This window comes from Salinicola endophyticus, assembly GCF_003206575.1.
GTDB classification, from domain to species: domain Bacteria; phylum Pseudomonadota; class Gammaproteobacteria; order Pseudomonadales; family Halomonadaceae; genus Salinicola; species Salinicola endophyticus.
Map to the genome: position 1 here is coordinate 1 of NZ_PZJO01000010.1, position 20,477 is coordinate 20,477.

The 20,477-nt window shown below is 66.3% G+C and carries 20 protein-coding genes and 3 tRNA genes; 15 read left to right on the plus strand and 8 right to left on the minus strand.

The features are described 5' to 3' along the window. Positions 1 to 198: 198 nt before the first annotated feature. Positions 199 to 939, plus strand: a complete 741-nt coding sequence (locus DOM66_RS17035) for an SDR family NAD(P)-dependent oxidoreductase (protein ID WP_110690976.1) — start codon at positions 199 to 201, stop codon at positions 937 to 939. Positions 940 to 947: 8 nt separating this feature from the next. Here the strand turns inward: DOM66_RS17035 and hisC are convergent, their stop codons facing one another. Next, positions 948 to 2,000, minus strand: coding sequence for a histidinol-phosphate transaminase (hisC, locus tag DOM66_RS17040; RefSeq protein WP_110690977.1), 1,053 nt, complete (start codon positions 1,998 to 2,000; stop codon positions 948 to 950). Between the two features lie 231 nt (positions 2,001 to 2,231). Between hisC and DOM66_RS17045 the strand changes: the two genes are divergently transcribed. The 5 genes from DOM66_RS17045 to mnmH all read left to right on the plus strand — a co-directional run bounded on the left by DOM66_RS17045 (position 2,232) and on the right by mnmH (position 7,823). Next, positions 2,232 to 3,329 (plus strand): alkene reductase, encoded by a 1,098-nt coding sequence (locus DOM66_RS17045; protein WP_110690978.1) that lies wholly within the window; start codon positions 2,232 to 2,234, stop codon positions 3,327 to 3,329. Positions 3,330 to 3,524: 195 nt separating this feature from the next. Then, positions 3,525 to 3,983: a copper resistance protein NlpE N-terminal domain-containing protein gene (locus DOM66_RS17050; protein ID WP_110690979.1), complete on the plus strand. Its 459-nt coding sequence runs from the start codon at positions 3,525 to 3,527 to the stop codon at positions 3,981 to 3,983. Between the two features lie 231 nt (positions 3,984 to 4,214). Beyond that, positions 4,215 to 5,594 carry a DNA repair protein RadA gene (gene radA / locus DOM66_RS17055; protein ID WP_110690980.1) on the plus strand — a complete coding sequence of 460 codons (1,380 nt, stop codon included), beginning with the start codon at positions 4,215 to 4,217 and terminating at the stop codon, positions 5,592 to 5,594. Between the two features lie 109 nt (positions 5,595 to 5,703). Continuing rightward, positions 5,704 to 6,744 carry a selenide, water dikinase SelD gene (gene selD, locus DOM66_RS17060; RefSeq protein WP_110691106.1) on the plus strand — a complete coding sequence of 347 codons (1,041 nt, stop codon included), beginning with the start codon at positions 5,704 to 5,706 and terminating at the stop codon, positions 6,742 to 6,744. Beyond that, a complete protein-coding gene (gene mnmH / locus DOM66_RS17065; RefSeq protein WP_245392477.1) occupies positions 6,741 to 7,823 on the plus strand; it encodes a tRNA 2-selenouridine(34) synthase MnmH in 1,083 nt (360 codons plus the stop codon). Before selD ends, mnmH begins: the two co-directional genes overlap by 4 nt. 87 nt (positions 7,824 to 7,910) lie before the next feature. Here mnmH and DOM66_RS17070 read toward each other — a convergent pair whose 3' ends face one another. Beyond that, on the minus strand, positions 7,911 to 8,555 hold the full coding sequence (locus DOM66_RS17070; RefSeq protein WP_110690982.1) for a type 1 glutamine amidotransferase: 645 nt from the start codon (positions 8,553 to 8,555) through the stop codon (positions 7,911 to 7,913). 59 nt (positions 8,556 to 8,614) lie between these two features. Here DOM66_RS17070 and DOM66_RS17075 point away from each other — a divergent pair, with 59 nt between their 5' ends. The 3 genes from DOM66_RS17075 to DOM66_RS17085 all read left to right on the plus strand — a co-directional run bounded on the left by DOM66_RS17075 (position 8,615) and on the right by DOM66_RS17085 (position 10,641). Next, positions 8,615 to 8,917 carry an MGMT family protein gene (locus tag DOM66_RS17075; RefSeq protein WP_110678873.1) on the plus strand — a complete coding sequence of 101 codons (303 nt, stop codon included), beginning with the start codon at positions 8,615 to 8,617 and terminating at the stop codon, positions 8,915 to 8,917. 214 nt (positions 8,918 to 9,131) lie between these two features. After that, on the plus strand, positions 9,132 to 9,722 hold the full coding sequence (locus tag DOM66_RS17080) for a YjaG family protein (protein WP_110678871.1): 591 nt from the start codon (positions 9,132 to 9,134) through the stop codon (positions 9,720 to 9,722). A 142-nt stretch (positions 9,723 to 9,864) separates the two neighbouring features. Next, positions 9,865 to 10,641, plus strand: a complete 777-nt coding sequence (locus DOM66_RS17085; RefSeq protein WP_157959086.1) for a DUF3298 and DUF4163 domain-containing protein — start codon at positions 9,865 to 9,867, stop codon at positions 10,639 to 10,641. A gap of 137 nt (positions 10,642 to 10,778) precedes the next feature. Here the strand turns inward: DOM66_RS17085 and hisF are convergent, their stop codons facing one another. The 4 genes from hisF to hisB all read right to left on the minus strand — a co-directional run bounded on the left by hisF (position 10,779) and on the right by hisB (position 13,695). Then, positions 10,779 to 11,552, minus strand: coding sequence for an imidazole glycerol phosphate synthase subunit HisF (hisF, locus tag DOM66_RS17090; protein WP_106418753.1), 774 nt, complete (start codon positions 11,550 to 11,552; stop codon positions 10,779 to 10,781). After that, the gene (hisA, locus tag DOM66_RS17095; protein ID WP_110678867.1) at positions 11,549 to 12,307 is read right to left on the minus strand and encodes a 1-(5-phosphoribosyl)-5-[(5-phosphoribosylamino)methylideneamino]imidazole-4-carboxamide isomerase; all 759 of its coding nucleotides are present in this window, start codon (positions 12,305 to 12,307) and stop codon (positions 11,549 to 11,551) included. Before hisA ends, hisF begins: the two co-directional genes overlap by 4 nt. A 100-nt stretch (positions 12,308 to 12,407) precedes the next feature. Then, positions 12,408 to 13,049 carry an imidazole glycerol phosphate synthase subunit HisH gene (gene hisH / locus DOM66_RS17100; protein ID WP_110690984.1) on the minus strand — a complete coding sequence of 214 codons (642 nt, stop codon included), beginning with the start codon at positions 13,047 to 13,049 and terminating at the stop codon, positions 12,408 to 12,410. A 52-nt stretch (positions 13,050 to 13,101) separates the two neighbouring features. Further along, positions 13,102 to 13,695 carry an imidazoleglycerol-phosphate dehydratase HisB gene (gene hisB, locus DOM66_RS17105; RefSeq protein ID WP_110690985.1) on the minus strand — a complete coding sequence of 198 codons (594 nt, stop codon included), beginning with the start codon at positions 13,693 to 13,695 and terminating at the stop codon, positions 13,102 to 13,104. A 470-nt stretch (positions 13,696 to 14,165) separates the two neighbouring features. Between hisB and DOM66_RS17110 the strand changes: the two genes are divergently transcribed. The 6 genes from DOM66_RS17110 to DOM66_RS17135 all read left to right on the plus strand — a co-directional run bounded on the left by DOM66_RS17110 (position 14,166) and on the right by DOM66_RS17135 (position 18,391). Beyond that, the gene (locus tag DOM66_RS17110; protein ID WP_110690986.1) at positions 14,166 to 16,586 is read left to right on the plus strand and encodes an AsmA family protein; all 2,421 of its coding nucleotides are present in this window, start codon (positions 14,166 to 14,168) and stop codon (positions 16,584 to 16,586) included. Between the two features lie 87 nt (positions 16,587 to 16,673). Then, positions 16,674 to 17,759: an A/G-specific adenine glycosylase gene (mutY, locus tag DOM66_RS17115; RefSeq protein WP_110690987.1), complete on the plus strand. Its 1,086-nt coding sequence runs from the start codon at positions 16,674 to 16,676 to the stop codon at positions 17,757 to 17,759. A 14-nt stretch (positions 17,760 to 17,773) separates the two neighbouring features. Continuing rightward, the gene (locus DOM66_RS17120) at positions 17,774 to 18,046 is read left to right on the plus strand and encodes an oxidative damage protection protein (protein ID WP_110690988.1); all 273 of its coding nucleotides are present in this window, start codon (positions 17,774 to 17,776) and stop codon (positions 18,044 to 18,046) included. A gap of 91 nt (positions 18,047 to 18,137) precedes the next feature. After that, positions 18,138 to 18,213 (plus strand) — tRNA-Phe (locus tag DOM66_RS17125). A gap of 6 nt (positions 18,214 to 18,219) precedes the next feature. Continuing rightward, positions 18,220 to 18,294: transfer RNA gene (locus DOM66_RS17130), tRNA-Gln, on the plus strand. A 21-nt stretch (positions 18,295 to 18,315) separates the two neighbouring features. Continuing rightward, positions 18,316 to 18,391 (plus strand) — tRNA-Thr (locus DOM66_RS17135). Between the two features lie 249 nt (positions 18,392 to 18,640). Here DOM66_RS17135 and DOM66_RS17140 read toward each other — a convergent pair. Both DOM66_RS17140 and DOM66_RS17145 read right to left on the minus strand, forming a co-directional pair. Next, positions 18,641 to 19,411: a TSUP family transporter gene (locus DOM66_RS17140; protein WP_110678854.1), complete on the minus strand. Its 771-nt coding sequence runs from the start codon at positions 19,409 to 19,411 to the stop codon at positions 18,641 to 18,643. Beyond that, positions 19,408 to 20,247, minus strand: a complete 840-nt coding sequence (locus DOM66_RS17145) for a TauD/TfdA dioxygenase family protein (RefSeq protein ID WP_110690989.1) — start codon at positions 20,245 to 20,247, stop codon at positions 19,408 to 19,410. Before DOM66_RS17145 ends, DOM66_RS17140 begins: the two co-directional genes overlap by 4 nt. Positions 20,248 to 20,477 lie beyond the last annotated feature (230 nt).

The window sequence follows — 20,477 nt, forward strand, 5'->3', positions numbered from 1 at the left end:
CCAGCGCTCGCCCCTTTGTCTCCTGAGACCCGCGAGCGTCGGATACCACACCTCCACTTCCCCGGCCCGCCCCCGCGCCGGGGCTTTTTGTGCGTGGGTGGTCAGCTGCCTTGCAGGCACCGATCTTGAGCCTGGGCTAGGCTGTCGACTCTGGAACGCTTAAGTTCTGAGCCAGCGATCATGACGGGAGAGGGCGATATGCTGGAGCGATTACCCGACGATTTTACTGCCGTGGTGACCGGCGCCGGAGGCGGAATTGGCCAGGCCGTCGTGCGCTGTCTGCTGGAGACGTCGCGGGTGGGGCGTATCGTGGCTGTGTCGCGTCAGTCGCTGGCCTTCGACGATGATCGGGTAGAGGCATTGAAAGCCGATCTCACCCAGGAAGAGGGGCTCGCGCGTCTGGGCGAGCAGCTCGCCGGGGCGCCGCTGCATCTGCTGTTCAACACCCTGGGCATGCTGCACGACGCGACGCGTGACATCGCCCCGGAGAAGCGTCTCGAGGAACTCGATGCCGACAGCCTGGCGACGCTGTTTCACGTCAATGCGATTACCCCGGCGCTGCTACTCAAGGCTGTGCTGGGGTCACTGAAAGGTCAGCATCCAGCGCTGGTGGCGAGTTTATCTGCGCGGGTCGGTTCGATCGAGGACAACGGCTTCGGCGGCTGGTACGGCTATCGGGCGAGCAAGGCGGCACACAACATGCTGCTGCGGACGGCAGCCATCGAGCTGGCGCGCTACAACAAGCAGGCAATCGTGCTCTGCCTGCATCCCGGCACGACGGATACCGAGCTCTCCAAGCCGTTCCAGCGGCGTGTCCCCGACGGCAAGCTATTCAGCCCCGCCTATGTCGCCGAGCGCCTGCTGACGGTGATCAGCGAGCGCCGCCCCGAGGAGAGCGGCAGCTTCTGGGATTGGGCGGGCAAGCCAGTGCCGTGGTGAGCGCGTGCCTAGATCATCGCTTCGAGGGCGGTGATCAGCTCCCGCATCTCTTCATCGGTACCGATGGAGATGCGCAGGAAGTCGCTGAGGCCATCGCGATTGAAGTGACGCACCAGGATGCCGCGCTCGCGCAGTCCGGCGAACAGCGTCTCGCCGGCGAATTGCGGGTGCCGGGTGAACAGGAAGTTGGTCTGCGAAGGCAGCACCTCGAAGCCGAGTTCGACCAGTGAGCGGCGTGTCTCCTCGCGGGTGTCCATGACCTGCTGGCAGCAACGCTTAAAGTGCTCACGGTCGTTCAGCGCCGCGATCGCCACTGCGCTGGCGAGCATGTCGACCGGGTAGGAGTTGAACGAGTTCTTCACCCGCTCCAGCCCCTCGATCAGTTCCCGCGAGCCGATCGCATAGCCCAGTCGCAACCCTGCCAGGCTGCGTGACTTGGAGAGCGTACCGGTGACCAGCAGGTTGGGGTGGTCCGCGACCAGCGGTACCGCGCTCTCGCCGCCGAAGTCGACGTAGGCTTCATCGACCAGCACCACGCTGTCCTGAATGCGCGACAGTAGACGCGCGATCTCGGCGCGTGGGTGGCCGTGCCCCGTGGGCGCGTTGGGATTGGCGAAGACCACGCCGCCGTTGTCGCCGTCGAAGGCGTCGAGGGCGATCTCCCAGCGGTCATCCAGTGCCACGGTGCGATAGGCGATGTCGTAGAGCTTGCAGTAGACCGGATAGAAGCTGTAGCTGATCGCCGGCATCAGAAGCGGCCGGGGTTGGCAGAAGAAGGCCTGGAACGCGAAGGCCAGTACCTCGTCCGAGCCGTTGCCGACGAACACCTGCTCCGGCGCTACACCGTGGGTCTCGGCCAGCGTCTCGCGCAGCGCGCGGGAGTCAGGATCGGGATAGCGGCGCAGCTGCTCGGTGTCGATATCGCGTAGCACCTGGGCGACCGCGGGTGACGGCGGATAGGGGTTCTCGTTGGTATTGAGCTTGACCAGTCTCTCACGCGGCTGCTCGCCGGGTACGTAGGGCGTCAGGGCGCGGACGGCAGGACTCCAGAGTTGGCTCATGATCTCTCGCGATGGGGCTGGGCGGTGTCGGGAAACGGTTGGCGATAAAGGATTGGGGACGGTTCCGGGGCCGGGGCGCCCGGCGTGTGCGCGCTCGGCGCGGTGGTGCCTGTCATAGTGACCGCTGTCGCAGGGCGGCGCAAGTCTGCGGCGGCGACGACGTGAGGGGTTGATTAGTCATCTAATGACCTCATCTTCTCAGTGAACTCGCATCGAGTGATAAGGATCATCATGCCCTACGAAAAACTGCTCTCTCCGCTTCAGACCGGAGATGTCGAACTCACCAACCGGGTGCTGATGGCGCCGCTGACGCGCGCTCGCACCCCGGATAGCGTTCCCGGCCGCCTGCAGGCGGAGTACTACGCCCAGCGCGCCGGTGCCGGGCTGATCATCAGCGAGGCGACCAATATCTCGCCCACGGCGCGCGGTTATGTCTATACCCCGGGCATCTGGACCGATGCCCAGGAGGCGGGCTGGCGCCAGGTGGTCGATGCCGTGCATGGTGCGGGCGGCAAGATGGCGCTGCAGCTGTGGCACGTTGGTCGCGTCTCCCACGAGATGGTGCAGCCGGACGGCCAGCAGCCGGTGGCACCGAGTGCGTTGCGCGCCGAGGGGGCCAACTGCTTCGTCGAGTTCGCGGATGGCAGCTCCGGCCAGCATCCGACCAGTACCCCTCGCGCCCTGGAGACCGACGAGATCCCCGGGCTCATCGAGGATTATCGGCAAGCCGCCAAGCGCGCCAAGCGTGCTGGTTTCGACATGGTCGAAGTGCATGCGGCCAATGCGTATCTGCTGCAGCAGTTCCTTGCCACCGGCAGCAACCAGCGTAGCGACCGTTACGGTGGCAATGTGGTCAACCGTGCGCGGCTGCTGCTCGAGGTGGTCGATGCGGTGAGCGCGGAGCTCGGCGCCGGGCGTGTCGGCGTGCGTCTGTCGCCCTTCATCGAGATATTCGGACTCTCCGACGACGAGCCGGAGGCGATGATGCGCTATCTCTCCGAAGAGCTGGGCCGGCGGGGCATTGCCTATCTGCATATCAACGAGCCGGACTGGACCGGTGAGGGCCCCCAACTGAGTGATGATTTCCGCCGCGATCTGCGCGAGCGTTTCAGCGGCACCTTGATCTACTGCGGCCACTACACTGCCGAGCGTGCCGAGGCATTGATCGAGGCGGACCTGGGCGATGCCGCAGCCTATGGGCGGCCCTATATCGCCAATCCGGATCTGGTCGAGCGCTTCCGGCGCGATGCCACGCTCAACGAGCCCGACCCCAATACCTTCTATGGGGGTGGTGCCGAAGGCTATACCGACTACCCCACGCTCGACTGATGCGGGGCCGTGTGGCGTCGATGGGATGCCACGCGACGCGCTTGCCGCTATCCTTAGGCGACACGCGCATAGCGGCTGTGCGGTCGCGGTCATGCTTTAGTACTCGCCGCCTAGCCGCTATGGTGTAGCAACCATGCTGTAGTGATGCGGCCGCCCCTGCGGTCCGCTTGGCCCAGAAGTGTAAGGAGAACCCCAATGCAGATCAGGACGTTGCTGGCCAGCGCCGCCACGGTAGCCTTGTTGGCAGGTTGCGCCAGCGGTGGCTCGCAGACCCAGTCCGGCACGGCCGACACCGGCGCCTCCGCCACCACGACGACCTATGAAGGCACGCTGCCCTGCCGCAGTTGCGACGGTATCGACCTGACCGTCAACCTCAGCGGCACTGAGTCGTCGCCGGCGCCGGAGCGCACCTTCACGCTCGAGGCCGACTACATCAACCACCCGCAGAACCCGGGGCCGGAGCAGTACCAAGGCCAGTGGGACGTGATGACCGGCACCGCCACCGATCCCAAGGCCACGGTCTACGAGCTGACGCCGAGCGGTGAGGGCCAGATCTACTACTTCCAGAAGATCGATCCCAACACCCTCGAGCTGATCGACCCTCAGCGCCGTCAGTTCGAAAACGGCCAGATGCTGCGTCTGACCAAGCAGTAAGCGCCTCGCGCTGATAGCCAAGGCGGCCTGCGGGCCGCCTTTTTTGCGTCCGCTCACCCCGCCGTGCCCAGGCGTCTACACCGTGTGGCCACCTTGTCGGGCTACACCACTTTTGGCTATCTCATTCAGTGACCCTGTTGGTGACGGGCCCTTGCCTCGGCTCTGCGATCCGGTGTGGCTGTGGCACCATGGGCGTGACGATGTTCATCGCGATGACGGAGATTCCCGCGCGTGGCCAAAGCGAAAAGCGCCTTTGTCTGCACCGAGTGCGGTGCGGAGTACAGCAAGTGGCAAGGGCAGTGCAACAACTGCCGCGAATGGAACACCTTGAGCGAAATCCGGCTGACCAGCGCGCGCCCCGGCGCCGCGGGGGCGTCAGGCGGCGCCGGGCGTGGCGGCTATGCCGGCGCGCTGACCAAGGAGGTGGTCGATCTCTCCGGAGTCGATCTCACCGAGGTGCCGCGGTTCAGTTCCACTTTCGAAGAGTTCGACCGCGTGCTCGGCGGCGGCCTGGTGCCCGGCTCGGCGGTGCTGCTCGGGGGCCATCCCGGCGCCGGCAAGTCGACGCTGCTGCTGCAGACCGCCTGCCGCCTGGCTCAGAGCAAGCGGGTGCTCTACGTGACCGGCGAGGAGTCGCTGTCGCAGGTGGCGATGCGTGCCCACCGTCTGCAGCTGCCCACCCAAGGGCTCAAGATGCTCGCCGAGACCAGCGTCGAAACGCTGCTTGCGGTGGTCGAACGCGAACGCCCCGAGGTGCTGATCATCGATTCCATCCAGACCATGCACCTGGAGGATATCGGCTCGGCGCCGGGCGGCGTGGCGCAGGTGCGTGAATCCGCAGCGGCGCTGACGCGCTTCGCCAAGCAGAGCAATACCGTACTGCTGCTGGTGGGCCATGTGACCAAGGATGGCACCCTGGCCGGCCCCAAGGTGCTCGAGCACATGATCGACGCCTCGCTGCTGCTGGAGGGGGGCAGCGACTCGCGCTTCCGTACCCTGCGCGGGCAGAAGAACCGCTTCGGCGCGGTCAACGAGCTGGGCGTGTTCGCGATGGTCGAGCTGGGCCTCAAGGAGGTCAAGAATCCCAGCGCGATCTTCCTCTCGCGCAGTGAAGAGCAGGCCTCCGGCAGCCTGGTGATGGTGGTGTGGGAGGGCACCCGGCCGATCCTGGTCGAGGTGCAGGCGCTGCTCGATGAGTCGGCGCTGGGCAATCCGCGCCGGGTGGCGGTGGGGCTCGACCCTAACCGTCTGGCGATGCTGCTCGCCGTGCTGCACAAGCACGGCGGTCTGTTCACCGGCGATCAGGATGTCTTCCTCAATGTCGTCGGCGGGGTCAAGGTCCTGGAAACCAGTGCCGATCTGGCGGTGCTGCTGGCGGTGGTCTCCAGCCTGCAGAACCGGCCGCTGCCGCGCGAGCTGGTGGTGTTCGGTGAGGTCGGGCTCTCCGGTGAGATCCGTCCGGTACCGAGCGGTCAGGAGCGGATCGTCGAGGCCGCCAAGCACGGCTTCACCCGCGCCATCGTGCCCCGTGGCAATGCCCCGCGGCAGGCGCCTGCCGGCATGCAGGTGGTGGCGGTGGACAAGCTCTCGGAGGCGCTGGAAGCGCTCTGATGCTGCTGTCGGCGGTGCTGGCCGCGAGCCCGCGGAGGGCATCGTTCACGACCGCCGTCGGTTACACTGCACCTTGAACAACCATCGGGACCGCGTGAGGAGTGCGACCATGAGTGCCATCCGTCTGACCCAGTACAGCCACGGCGCCGGCTGCGGCTGCAAGATCGCGCCCGACGTGCTCGATCGGATTCTCGCCAAGGCGGGGCCGGGGGCCAGCAGCGACAAGCTGATCGTGGGCAACCAGGGGCGCGAGGACGCGGCGGTCTACGACCTCGGCGATGGCCGCGGACTGATCTCCACCACCGACTTCTTCATGCCCATCGTCGATGATCCGTTCGACTTCGGGCGTATCGCCGCGACCAACGCCATCAGCGATGTCTTCGCCATGGGCGGGTCGCCGATCATGGCCCTGGGCATTCTCGGCTGGCCGCTGGACAAGCTGCCCGGCGAGGTGGCGGGCGATGTCGTGGCCGGCGCCCAGGCCGTCTGCCGGGAGCTGGGGATGGCGCTGGCCGGTGGCCACTCGATCGACGCCCCCGAGCCGATCTTCGGACTGGCGGTCAACGGTCTGGTCGATCTCGCCCACCTCAAGCTCAACAGCGGCGCCAAGCCCGGTGACCTGCTCTATCTGACCAAGCCGCTCGGGGTGGGCATGCTGACCACGGCGGAGAAGCAGGGGCTGCTGCAGTCGGGGCATCAGGGCCTGGCGCGGGAGACGATGCTCGCCGCCAACGCCATCGGCACGTCTCTGGCCCGTATCGAAGGGGTTCACGCCATGACCGACGTCACCGGCTTCGGCCTGGCCGGGCATCTGAGTGAAGTTTGCGCGGCGAGCGAAGTCGAGGCGCGCATCGACTTCGCCAAGCTGCCGCGTCTGGCCGCGGCCGAGGCGTATCGTCGTCAGGGCGCGGTGCCCGGCGGCACACGGCGCAACCGCGAGGCGATCGGCGCGGCCCTGGGCGAGATGGACGAGGCGCACTGGCAGTGGCTGTGTGACCCGCAGACTTCGGGCGGCCTGCTGCTGGCGGTCGACCCGGCCTGGGCCGACGACGTCGAGCGCATCGGGCGCGAGCATCGGCTGGCGCTGGAAGCCTTCGGTGAATGCGTCACGCCCACGGGTGGCGCCCGGCTGATCGAGGTGCGGGGTTGAGCGGCAGCGAATTCGTCGAGGCCGATCTGACCCTGCTCGAGCGGCCGCTGATCGATGTCCGCGCGCCGATCGAGTTCGCCGCCGGCGCGCTGCCCGGCGCCATCAACCTGCCGCTGATGGACGACGACGAGCGCCGCGAAGTCGGCATTCGTTACAAGCTCTCCGGGCAGGAGGCCGCGGTGGCGCTGGGCAACGAACTGGTGACCGGTGATCTGCGCGAGCGGCGGCTGGCCGCCTGGGAGGCGGCCCTCGATGCGGCGCCCGAGAGCCTCATCTACTGCTTTCGGGGTGGCATGCGCTCCAAGATCAGCCAGCAGTGGCTGCGCCAGCGGGGGCGACCCGTACCGCGCATTCGCGGAGGCTGGAAAGCGATGCGTAACGCTCTGCTCGGCCTGCTGGAGCAGCAGAGCAGCGGCCCGCTGCTGCTGGTGGCCGGGCTCACCGGATGCGCCAAGACCGCGCTGGTGGGGGCGCTCGACAGCGGTATCGACCTCGAAGGGTTGGCGCGCCACAAGGGGTCCGCCTTCGGCCAGCATCCGCGGGTCGGCCCCTCACAGATCGATTTCGAACATGGCCTGGCGCTCGATCTGTGGCGCCGCCCGCAGGCGCGGGTGGTAGAGGACGAGTCACAGCGTATCGGGCGGCTGGCGATTCCGGCGACCTTCTGGCAGACGATGAAAGCCGCCCCCTGTGTGCGCGTGGAGATGCCCCTCGACTGGCGCCTGGAGCAGATTCGCAAGGACTATATCGAAGACCTGAGCGCGCTATACCATCGCGACTACGGGCCGCTGCTGGGCGAGGCGCTGTTCCGCAAGCAGCTCTCCGGTGCGCTCAAGCGCCTCGGCAAGCGTCTCGGCAGCGAGCGATTGGGGCGCCTGCTCGAGGCCCAGCAGCGTGCCTTCGGCGCCGCCGGCGAGCCCCAGGCCCACGACGCCTGGCTGGCCCCGCTGCTGCAGGAGTACTACGACCCCATGTATCGCCAGCAGATCGAGAGCCAGCAGCGCCGGACCCTGATCGTCGGTAGCTGGGACGAATGTCTGGAAGCGGCCCGCGCCTGGAGCGCAGGGCAGCGGGGCTGAAGTGCGGCCCCGGGATGAGACCGCCGTACTTTTCAGGCCGTGCACACTTTCAGGCAGTGCATATTTGTAGACAGTACCCGGGAGCAGCTAGTCGAGCCATTGGCTCATGAGACGGTCCAATAGCGCCGCCTGTCGGTCGAAACGTCTGGGATCGGCAAGGAGGTCGTCGCACGCCTCCAGCGTGGCGTCCTGCGCGCAGAGCGCCTGGGCATCGTTGGCCGTCAGCTCCAGGTGGCACTGCATGGCGACCACGCGGCCGCGATCCCAGACGAAGCCCTGTACCGGACTGGCGGACGTGCGGCCCAGCGGCAGGGCATCATCGGGCAGGCCGAAGATGTCGCCATGCCATAGCAGCGCGTCGAAGTGCTCGGGGAGGTCGAGCGGGCTGGCCGGGTCCAGGGTCAGGGTGCGCCAGCCGCGCTCGGGTTCGACCGCCGGCGAGACGATCGAGCCCAGCGCCTCGGCGATCAGGGCGGCGCCGAAGCCGATACCCAGCACCGGCTTGCCGCTCTTCAGCGCGCGATCCAGCAGCTTGCGCTCGCGCTTGAGCAACTGAGGATCGAGCGGGCCGAGCGCATCCAGCAGGATCAGACCGTCGAAGTGGTCCCAGGGGGGCGGCAGTTCGCCCTCGTCGAGCCGGCAGCGGTTGTGGCTATGGCCCATGCCCTGCAGCCAGTCGGCCAGCCGGCCGGGGGGGAAAAGGGGGCTGTGCTGGAGAAAGTAGATATGCATGATAAGGTCATGATGCGGGCGCGGCGCGCCCTTCACAAGCGGAAAAAGATCGATCGATCATGGCGATACGCGCTTCGCTGCTAGAGCAGATCTACACCGTGGTGGCGCAGGTTCCGGCCGGCCGCGTGACCACCTATGGACGTATTGCCGGGATGACCGAGGGTGCCACCGCGCGCCTGGTGGGTACGGCCATGCGTCAGCTCCCCGCCGGCCACGCGCTGCCCTGGCACCGGGTGATCAACGCTACCCGGCGGGTCGCCGATCATGGCGGTGCCAGTGAGCAGCAGCGTCTGCTGCGCGAAGAGGGCGTGGTGTTCGATGGTGCCGGTCGCGTACCGGCCCGGTTGCTGTGGCCGGATTAGCTATCCTCGATGCTGGGTCGACCATGCCGGTGAGCGGCGCGTCTGGTGCGCCGCCTCATGCCCCCGGCTGCTATCGCCCAAGGCCTGGCCGTTCAGGTCTCTCTGCCTGCGGTCACTCGGCCACGCTCACTCGTCTGGATTCACGCTTGTCAGTTCACTCGTTCAGGTTCTATTACCGCGTGCGATGCGTCGCCGCTGTCACTCTGGAGTTCCGATGTCCAACCCCGCTGCCAGTTTCAATCAGCGCCTGCGCGCGCTCAATCCGCGCCAGCGTCTCGCCTTCATGGCCGCGCTGTGCGAGCGCCTCACGCCCAACTACACGCTCTACGCCGGTGTGAGTCATCTGGGCGACCCCAATGTGCTCTACAACGTGCTCGATCTGGTGTGGGAGCGGTTACAAATCAAGAGCGCCAAGATCGACTTCGACAAGCAGGCCGAGAAGCTGGCGGCGGTGGAGCCACCGGAGGAGGACGATAGCTTCGGCGCACGGCGCGCCACCGAGAGCATCATGGCATTGACCACGCTGTTGGATGCGCTGCGTAGCGAGGCGCCGGAGGCAGTTCTCGAGGTGAGCCAGGTGTCGCGCAACGGTGTGCGCGCCTATATCGAGATGATCGATGGCAGCGAAGATTCGGAGCGTCTGAACGTGCTGTTTCGCGAACATGAGCTGATGCAGGACGAGCGTGACTATCAGGATGCGGTGCTGGAAGCGGTCGAGGAGGACCCGAATGTCGAGGCGCTCCGCGAGCTGCGCACGCTGGGACGCAATCAGGGTATCAGCAACCTGGGGCTGAGCCTGGATTGAGGCGAGGCGGCCATTGGCGCGAAACGCGCTTGAAAAGGCGCTACATTAGTATCTGTGAGGCGATTGGGGCGCGGAGCGCGCCCGCCGGAAAGCGATAACATCGGCCGTGCCGCGCATGGCCAGACGTTCAAGGAGGAACTGCATGTCTCATCGTGTGGCGCTCGGCGCCCTCATGCTGGCTACCCTGGTGCTGAGCGGCTGCCAGAGCCTCTCCGGCTGGCGCCAGGACCCGCTGCGTACCGAAGCGGTGGTGAAGACGGCCCATGAACCGGGGTGCGAGGGCGACGCCTGTGCCGTGGTCGAGGCCGACTATCTGCGCTTCCCTGAGTCGCCCGAGCTGTCGGCGCTGCTGCAGAAGCGGCTCTTTGCGCTGGCCAGCGGCCTCAGTGACGACCCCAATGGCAGCGCGATCGGCCGTGCGACGTCGTTCGACGATTTCGCCGGGCAGGTCTTCGCTGCTGCCAAGGAGGCGCGCCGCGAGGTGCCGGAGCTGCCGGGATATGCCGCCGATCTCGACGCCAAGGTGATCGCGGACCACGATGATCTGCTGGTCATCGAGCTCGACGGCTATCTGTTCAGCGGCGGTGCCCACGGCCTGCCGCTGACCCAGTATCTGGTCATCGACCGCGATACCCGCGAGCCGGTCTCACTGGCCGAGATGCTCAAGCCCGGCCAACGCGCCGCCTACGACGCGGCACTGGCGCGTGCCCATCAACGCTGGCTGCAGACGGATCAGGCCCAAGGGCTATCCGCCCAGCAGTGGCCATTCGTCATCTCCGAGAACGTGGCACCGCTGAAGGACGCCCTGGCGGTCAAGTATCAGGTCTACGATCTGGCGCCCTACGCCGTGGGCCAGCCGGTGCTGACCATCCCCTATGCCGATCTCGGGGGCATCTTCCGCCCGCGCTATCTGCCCTGAGCGGTGCGCCCGCACTGCATCGAAGCACATCTCACGACACAGAAACACACCGCACCAACGCAAGCGCCGCGACCCGATCGGGTCGCGGCGCTGTTCGTCACGCCGCCCTTGCGGCTGCGGCGCAGGTCTTGCCGCGCTCAGAGCCGCATTTCGATCCCGTGCTCGGCCATGTAGCGTTTGGCGTCGGGGATGGTGTACTCACCAAAGTGGAAGATGCTGGCGGCCAGCACCGCATCGGCACCGCCTTCCTTCACGCCGGCGACCAGATGGTCGAGGTTGCCGACACCGCCGGAGGCGATCACCGGCACCTCCACCGCATCGCTGATCGCGCGGGTCACGCCGAGATCGAAGCCGACCTTGGTGCCATCGCGATCCATGCTGGTCAGCAGTAGTTCACCGGCGCCGTAGTCGACCATCTTGCGTGCCCACTCGACGGCATCCAGCCCGGTGGGTCGACGGCCGCCGTGGGTGAAGATCTCCCAGCGCGGCGGTTCGCCCTCGGCGCTGACCCGCTTGGCGTCGATCGCCACCACGATGCACTGGCTGCCGAAGCGCTCGGCGGCCTCGCGGACGAAGTCCGGGTGGGTCACCGCAGCGGTATTGATCGAGATCTTGTCGGCGCCGGCGTTGAGCATGGTGCGAATATCTTCGCAGCGGCGGATGCCGCCACCCACGGTGAGCGGGATGAACACCTCGCCGGCGATGCGTTCGACCATCTCCACCGTGGTGCCGCGGTCCTCGTGGCTGGCGGTAATGTCGAGGAAAGTGATCTCGTCCGCGCCCTGCTGGTTGTAGCGCTTGGCGATCTCCACCGGATCACCGGCGTCGCGGATGCCGACGAAGTTGACGCCCTTGACCACGCGGCCGGCATCGACATCGAGACACGGGATGATGCGCTTGGCGAGGGTCATGCGCGGCCTCCCCGGGCAGTGCCGCGGATCTCGTCGCTCAGCGCCTGGGCCTGGGCCACGTCGAGTGAGCCTTCATAGATGGCGCGGCCGGTGATGGCGCCGATGATGCCCTCGTCGGCGACCTCGGCCAGGGCGCGAATGTCGTCCAGGTTGGTGACGCCGCCGGAGGCGATCACCGGCAGGCCGCCATCGCGGGCCAGCGCGGCGGTTGCCTCGACGTTGACGCCTTGCATCATGCCGTCGCGGGCGATATCGGTGTAGACGATCGAGGTCACGCCGTCGTCGGCGAAGCGCTTGGCCAGATCGACCGCCTTGAGCGTGGAGACTTCGGCCCAGCCGTCGGTGGCGACGAAACCGTCGTTGGCATCGAGCCCGACGATCACGTGGCCGGGAAACTGCCGGCACATCTCGCCGACGAAGGCCGGCTCCTTCACCGCCTTGGTGCCGATGATGACATAGCTGACCCCGGCGGCGAGGTAGTGTTCGATGGTCTCGGCATTGCGGATGCCACCGCCGATCTGGATCGGCAGATCGGGATAGGCGCGGGCGATGGCAGTGACCGCTTCACCGTTGACCGGCTTGCCTTCGAAGGCGCCGTTGAGATCGACCAGGTGCAGGCGGCGGGCGCCGGCTTCCACCCAGCGTGCGGCCATGGCCACCGGATCGTCACCGTAGGCGGTGGCGTCGTCCATGCGGCCCTGCTTGAGACGCACGCATTGGCCGTCCTTGAGATCGATGGCGGGAATCACCAGCATGTCGTCGAATCCTCTGCGTGTCGGCCAGCGCGAGCGCGGCTGGCACATGATCGGTGGGGCGGGGACGGCGCGCGCTGGCGGCGTCCCGGGCGCTGCGCGCTCAGGGCGCCCAGTTGACGAAGTTTTCCAGCAGCTGCAGGCCGTCGCGGGCGCTCTTCTCGGGGTGGAACTGCACCGCGAAGACGCAGCCACGGCCAGTGGCCACGTGGGCCTCGACGCCGGCGTAGTGGGTCGAGCCGAAGACGTCGTCCGGGCTGGCGGCGTCGACATAGTAGCTGTGCACGAAGTAGAAGCGCGCGCCATCGTCGATGCCCTGCCACAGCGGGTGGGCGTGGTGCTGAGCGACCCGGTTCCAGCCCATGTGCGGCACCTTCAAGCGCTCGCCGTCCGGCCCCACCAGCTGCTGGCCGAAGTGACGCACGCGTCCGGGCAGGAAACCGAGGCAGTCGATGCCGCCATTCTCGTCGCTGTGTTCGAACAGCATCTGCTGGCCGACGCAGATCCCCAGGAGCGGCTTCTGCTGGGCGTCGAGCAGCTCGCTGACCAGCCCGCGCAGCTCGCTGCGTTCGAGTTCGCCCATGCAGTCGCGGATCGCACCCTGGCCCGGCAGCACCAGCCGCGAGGCGCCGCGAATCGCGCGCGGGTCGCTGGTCACCACCACGTTCTCGTGGGTGACGTGCTCGAGCGCCTTGGCCACGGAGTGCAGGTTGCCCATGCCGTAGTCGATTACCGCAATCGTCATCGTGCGCTCCTCGTAGAATCGGTGACAGCCGCCGGGCGGGCGGCGGGCGCCATCACAGGCTGCCCTTGGTCGACGGCAATTGGCCGGCCATGCGCGGGTCCGCTTCCACCGCAGCACGCACCGCGCGGCCGAAGGCCTTGAAGATGGTCTCCGCCTGGTGGTGGGCGTTGAACCCCTTGAGGTTGTCGATGTGCAGGGTCACCTGGGCGTGGTTGACGAAACCCTGGAAGAACTCCCAGCACAGCTGGGTATCGAAGCGGCCGATGCTGGCGCGAGTGAACTCGACGTCCATGAACAGGCCCGAGCGACCGGAGAAGTCGATCACCACCCGCGACAGCGCTTCGTCCAGGGGGACGTAGGCATGGCCGTAGCGGCGAATCCCGCGCTTGTCGCCGATCGCCTGGGCGAATGCCTGGCCCAAGGTGATGCCCAGATCCTCGACGGTATGGTGATCGTCGATCTCGAGATCGCCGTTGGCCTCGATGGTGAGATCGAGCATGCCGTGACGGGCGACCTGGTCGAGCATATGGTCGAGGAAGGGGACCCCGGTCCGGCTCTCGAGACGGCCACTGCCGTCGAGATTCACGGTGACCGTGATCTGAGTCTCTTGAGTCTGGCGTGACACCGTGGCGATGCGCTGGGACATGCGTGGGGAGTCTCCCGGTAGGTGTGGCGAGAATCGGCCATTATAGAGAATCGCCCCGGGCATCCGCTACAATGCGGGGATCACAGAGCGGCCTCGGCCGGGCCGCCGCGCTGACAGGGAGAGACAGGAGGCATGCCGGAAGCCGCGCGAACCAGCGATACCCTGGTGTGGTGTCACACAGAGACCCGCCACTCATATCGGCGCCTGGCGCCACCACACGGCGCTGCTCGTCGTAGCCATAGCCCCCGCTATGACGCCTCCTCGTGCCTTGCCTGGCAGCATCCTGCATCCAGTATGTCTCCGCGTCAGCTGCGGGACACCACACTCGCGACCCGCTGGCATACCGGGGGCAAGCCACAAGCGCGACCCGCTGATGTCACCGTGTCGGGCCGCCTGCGCCTGGCGCGTGGCGGGGAGCATCATCTCTTGGCCCCGCGAGCGGGCCGCGTTGTCAGGGAGGTTCGGCGCGCATGAAAGGATTGATCAGAGCGCTGCTCGCGGCCGTCGGCGTGCTGGGTATCGTGGTGGTGGCGGCGGTGGTCTATATCACCACCTTTTTCGATCCCAACGATCTCAAGCCGCGGCTGATCGAGGCGGTACGCGATCAGAGTGGGCTGGAACTGAGCCTGGATGGCCCGCTGTCGTGGAGTTTCTATCCGCGCATCGGGGTCAGCGTGGCCGATGCCGAGGCCTGGCTGCCGCGCCAGTCCCACGATGACGAGCCCTTCGTCGCCTTTGACCGCGCCGAAGTGAGTGTCGCCTTCGCGCCCCTGCTGAGTGGTGATGTGTCGGTGGATGGCCTGATCCTCGATGGCATGCGTCTCAACCTGGTGCGCGACGCCCAGGGCCGTGGCAACTGGCAGACGCTGCTCGACCGTCTCGCCCAGCGTGATGCCGCCGCCGATAGTGGCCGCAGTGAGGCGGCCGATGGCGCTGCGACGGGCAAGGACGCCAGTGGGGCGGCCCAGGGCGCGAGCGATGGCTCGGCCGAGGGTGACAGCCAGCCGGTGGCGTTCGATATCGCCAACGTCCAGGTCGCCAACAGCCGTGTCCACTACGTCGATCCCCGGCGCCCGCTGGACGTCACGCTCTCCAATCTGTCGCTGACCAGCAGCAATGTCAGTCCGCAATCCTCGTTCCCGCTGCAGCTCTCGTTCGATGTCTCGGGGGAGCAGCCCAAGATGAGCGGCAACGTGCAGTTGAAGAGCCAGATGCGCATGGACTTGAGCGCCGGGCGCTACACCTTCGACAAGGTCACGCTCAACGGCAAGGCGCAGTTGCCCGACATCGCCGAACAGGCCCAGAGTGGCAACCTGAAGATCGCCAGCCTGGTGGCCGACACGCGCCAGCGCCAGTATCGCGCCGATGGTATCCAGCTGGGGGCGGCGTTCTCCTCGCCGGTGCTACGGGAGTCGCCGCTGTCGCTTGATCTCAAGCTCGACGCCAGCGCCGATCTCGACGCTGCCACCGCCGAACTCGACAACGTGGCACTGACCGGCGACGACAATCTCGATCTCAGCGGCAACGCCAAGATCACCGGACTGGATACCGACCCGCACTATCAGGGGCGGCTGAATATGGCCGCGCTCTCGCTGCGCGACTGGCTCACCCGCTTCGGTATCGATGTTCGCAGCGCCAATGACAAGGCGCTGACCTCGCTCTCACTGAGCGGCCCCTTCTCCGGTGATGCCCGGCGCATCGACTTCTCCGATCTCCAGCTCACGCTAGATCAGACCCAGCTGCGCGGGTCGTTGGGCGCGGCCTACGACGGCAGCGCGCTGGACTTCGATCTCGAGGGCGACAAGCTCGATCTCGACGCCTACCTCCCGCCGGCGGCGGCGAGCAGCGGCGCATCGGCGCAGGATGGCGCGAAGGCGTCCGACAAGGCCACCGCCTGGCTCGGCAGTCTCGGCATCGCCCCGGCGCTGGCGGCCGGCGAAGAGGCTGGGCTGCTGCCGGTGGATTGGCTCGCCCGGCTGAAGCAGGAAGGGCATCTGACGCTCGACTCGCTCACGCTCAAGGGTGCCAAGCTCAGTGACGTGGCGCTGGCCACCAGTGGGAGCGGTGGGCGCCAGCGGATCGATTCGCTGAGTGCCAATCTCTACGACGGCAGCGTCAAGGCCTCCAGCGCGCTCGATCTGCGCCAGCAGCCCATTAAGCTCTCCTTCACCGAGCGCCTGCAGGGGGTCCAACTGGCGCCGCTATACCAGGATGTGAGCGGCAAGTCCTCGCCGCTGCGGGGGACGCTCAGCCTGCAGGGCGACTTCGACTCGCGCACCAACACCCTCGCTGGGATTCAGCAGAACCTCAACGGCCAGGCGGCGCTGCGCATCGATGACGGCGCCATGCTCGATGTCAACGTACCGAAGCAGCTGTGTACGGCCGTTGCCACACTGGAGGGCAAGCAGTCCGAGCGTGAGTGGAGCCAGGACACTGCCTTCGACCGGCTGCAGGCCACTGTGGTGGTGAAGGACGGTGTGGCCCGCAACGACGATCTCGATATCGCCATCCCCGGGGTGAGCCTGAGCGGCAAGGGAGAGGTCAACCTGGTCACCGACCGTCTCGACTACCGCGCCGCCGCGCGTCTGCAGGATACCGCCGATCAGGCCGCCTGCAGCGTCAACCCGCGTCTGGCGCGAATCGACTTCCCGATTCGCTGTCAGGGCAGTCTGACGGACGCGCCGGCTACCTGGTGCAGCTTCGACCGCGAGGCGTTCCAGCGTTCGCTGGGGGCGCTGGCCGAGGACGAAGCCAAGCGCAAGGCCGGCAAGCGGGTCGATAAGGTGCTGGACGACAAGCTCGACGACAAGACCCGGCGCAAGATCGACGACGCCCTGGGCGATGGCGCGTCGCAGGAGCTCGGCGACAAGATCCGAGGTCTGTTCAAATGAGGCCTGCCACTGGCCAGTTCCCGCGCCGACATCTTGTCGGCGCCTTGCTATTACCCGCTGTCGTCATCCGCTGACCCGAGGTGCCGTTTGGCTGAGTTTTCGTTATCGACCGAGGCTTTCCAGCGCCGCGTGCTCGACTGGTTTGATCGTCATGGACGCAAGACGCTGCCGTGGCAGCAGAACAAGACCGCCTATCGTGTTTGGGTCTCCGAGATCATGCTGCAGCAGACCCAGGTCGCCACCGTGGTGCCGTACTTCGAACGTTTCATGACGCGCTTTCCCAGCGTCCAGGCGCTCGCCGAGGCGCGGCAGGACGACGTGCTGCACCTGTGGACCGGGCTTGGCTACTACGCCCGTGCGCGTAACCTGCACAAGGCCGCGCGGCAGGTGGTCGAAGACTACGACGGCGAGTTCCCGACCCACGACCTTGACGCCATGACTTCGCTACCCGGGATCGGCCGCTCCACCGCCGGTGCCATCATCAGCATCACCAGCGGGCGGCGGGCGGCGATTCTCGACGGCAACGTCAAGCGTGTCCTGGCGCGGCTGCATGCGGTGGCAGGCTGGCCCGGGCGCAGCGACGTGCTGGCACGGCTGTGGACTCTGGCCGAGCGCTACACCCCGCACGAGCGCCTGCCTGACTACACCCAGGCGATGATGGATCTGGGGGCGATGATCTGTACCCGGGGCAAGCCGAGCTGCCTGCTGTGCCCGTTCGAAGATGTCTGCGTGGCGCATGCGCAGGGGCGTGAGCGTGACTATCCCGGGTCCAAGCCCAAGCGCGAGACTCCCACGCGCAGCACCCGGATGCTCCTGCTGCAGGACGACAGTGGCCGGGTTCTGCTGCGCCAGCGCCCGCCCACTGGGCTTTGGGGTGGGCTCTGGTGTTTTCCCCAATTCGACGACGGCGAGGCGCTGCGCGATTGGCTGGCACGCTACCCTGGCACGCATCTGGCGCATGCCTGGCAGCCGTTCACACATGTCTTCACCCATTTCCGGCTCGACATCACACCTTGTCCGGCCAGGGTCAGCGATGCCAAGCTGGCGACCCATGTGGCCGAAGGCGCCGACGAGCGCTGGGTGGATCCCGCGAATCCCGGTGATATCGGCCTGGCCGCGCCGGTGAAGACCCTGCTCGAGAAGCTGGCCCAGATACCCACGACCACCGACTGAACCCGGAGTGACCCATGGCACGCACCGTATTCTGCCGCAAGTACCAGCAGGAGCTCGAAGCTCTGCCGTTTCCACCGCTGCCCGGCGCCAAAGGCCAGGAGATCCAGCAGAACGTCTCCAAGCGCGCCTGGGAAGAGTGGCAGGCCCAGCAGACCCGACTGATCAACGAGAAGCATCTCAACATGCTCGATCCTGAGTCGCGTGCCTACCTGATGGAGCAGATGGAGCGCTTCTTCGACAATCAGGAGACCGACCACGCCGAGGGCTACGTGCCGCCGAGCCAGTGATTTCGGTGGGGTCGAAAAAGATCCCATCTTTTTGAAATAAAAGGCTTGACCCGTGAAAGGCTTACTGGTTTAATTCGTCCCCGTTGGCAAGGGCCAGATAGCTCAGTTGGTAGAGCAGGGGATTGAAAATCCCCGTGTCGGCGGTTCGATTCCGTCTCTGGCCACCACGCTGCTGGGGTATCGCCAAGTGGTAAGGCACCGGTTTTTGGTATCGGCATTCCCAGGTTCGAATCCTGGTACCCCAGCCATTTGCCAACCTCTCTATGCTCGCCGACATAGCTCAGTTGGTAGAGCAACTGACTTGTAATCAGTAGGTCCCGGGTTCGACTCCTGGTGTCGGCACCAGAGCTTAGAGATTGATTTACAAGGCTTTTTTAGCCTTGAAGATAACCGCCCTCAAGGCGGTTTTTTTGTGTCTGCGTAGTAGGCCCGCGTAGCAGACGTCCCACCGTATTGCTGACCCGACCCGACCCGACCCGACCCGACCCGACCCGACCCGACCCGACCCGACCCGACCCATGAGAGAGGCTGAGCCGATCGGGCGAGCGTGCGCGTCTGCTTGGGATCTGAGCCGCCGGCGGGGCGGCCGTGCGGTCACAGGTTCTGGTAGAACATCCTCGCCGTCATGATGCCGGTGACGACGATGAACAGTGGTCTGACTACGGCCGAGCCGTTGCGCATGACCAGGTGACTGCCGAGGTAGGCGCCGAGGATCTGGCCGGCGCCCATGGCCAGCCCGATGGCGTAGTTGACGCTGCCCGCGGCCATGAAGAAGGCCAGCGAGACGACATTGCCGGTCAGGTTCAGGGGCTTCGAGGTCATCGAGGCGTGCTTGATGCTCATGCCCTGCAGGATCAGCAGCGAGAAGACCCACAGGGCGCCGGTGCCGGGGCCGAAGAAGCCGTTGTAGAAGCCGATGAGCAGGCCGAAGGCGACCAGGTAGACCGGGGTCGGCATGACCTTCCGGGCCGGCAGGTCCCGGCGCAGCTGCTTCGAGAACAGGGTGTAGAGCAGGATCGCCAGCATCAGGAACGGGATCAGGGTGTCGAGCAGCGCGTGGGAGGCGATCAGCGCCACGCCGGTGCCGGCCAGGGCGCCGAGCGCGGTGAACAGCATGCCGCCGATCACCAGCTCCCGGTCGAGCTGGCCATGGCGCAGGTAGGTGGCGAAGGAGGTTGCTTCGCCGATGCTGGCCTGCAGCCGGTTGGTGCCCAGCGCGATCGAGGGCGGTATGCCCAGCAGCAGCATGGCGGGCAGGGAGATGAGCCCGCCGCCGCCACTGATGGCGTCGATGAAGCCGGCGACAATGGCGACGACGAACAGCGTGAGCAGCAGGTGTTCGCTCAGGAAGGTGAAGACGGTCATGCCTCGAGCCCCCGGTCATTGACGGTGATCCGGTCCATGACCCGTAGCGCGCCGTGGTAGTCGTTGACCGCATGGTGGTGGACGAGGCGGTTGTCCCACAGCGCCACCATATCTTTTTCCCAGGTGAGCCGGAAGGTGAACTCCGATTGGGCGATACGCTCGGTGAGATAGCGGATGAGGGGCTGGCTCTCTTCCCGAGTCATGCCCTTGAAGGCCAGGGCGTGCTCCTCGTTGATATAGAGCGCGCGCTTGCCGCCTCGCGGGTGTCGCATGACCGCAGGGTGCACGGCGCGGTAGGTATCCGCCTCGCTGCCGCTGAAGTTGGTCAGGTGCTGGCCCCGTTGGGTGGCATGGACATCGGAGGCGAACTCGACCTCCTGGTTTTCCAGCAGCGCCTGCAGCCCCTCGGAGAGCGAGTGAAAGACCGCCTCGGCGTTGCTGAACACGGTATCTCCGCCGAGGGGCGGCGTTTCTCGCGCGGTCAGGAAGGTATAGTCCGGCGGTGTCTCCAGATAGGTGGAGTCCACGTGCCACTTACCGCTGAAGTTTTGCCGCTGCGTCGGGGTTTTGACGATCTGCACGATCTCGGGGTAATCCTCGATCCCCGAGGCGAAGGGGTATTTGGCAATCTCGCCGAACTGGCGTGCCAGGGTGAGATAGTCGTCGTGGGAAAAGCACTGGTTTCTGAGAATCAACACCTTGTAATGCAGCAGCTCATTTTTCAATAGCGCTGCCAAGGGGGCATCGATATCGCGCACTTGAATGCCGCGCACTTCTCCCCCCATATGGGAGCCGGTCGGTAGGATCTCATAACCCCATTGCGTGATCGTATCCATGGTTTTCCTGTGGCGTTTTGCTGGGCGCGTGCCGGCATGGCCGCGCGCAAATGCCTGCCGATGGCGCGGGGCGACTCGTTGCGTGGCACGGGGTCGACATCGGGAAAACCGGGGTCTTGTTAATGGCGCTTGGGCTATCCCTGATATCCATGGTCTAGCGCCGTCGGTGGGCGCAGATGACACAGGAGTCTCATGAGCTCAATGAGCGCCGATTATCGGTTCTGGTGTGT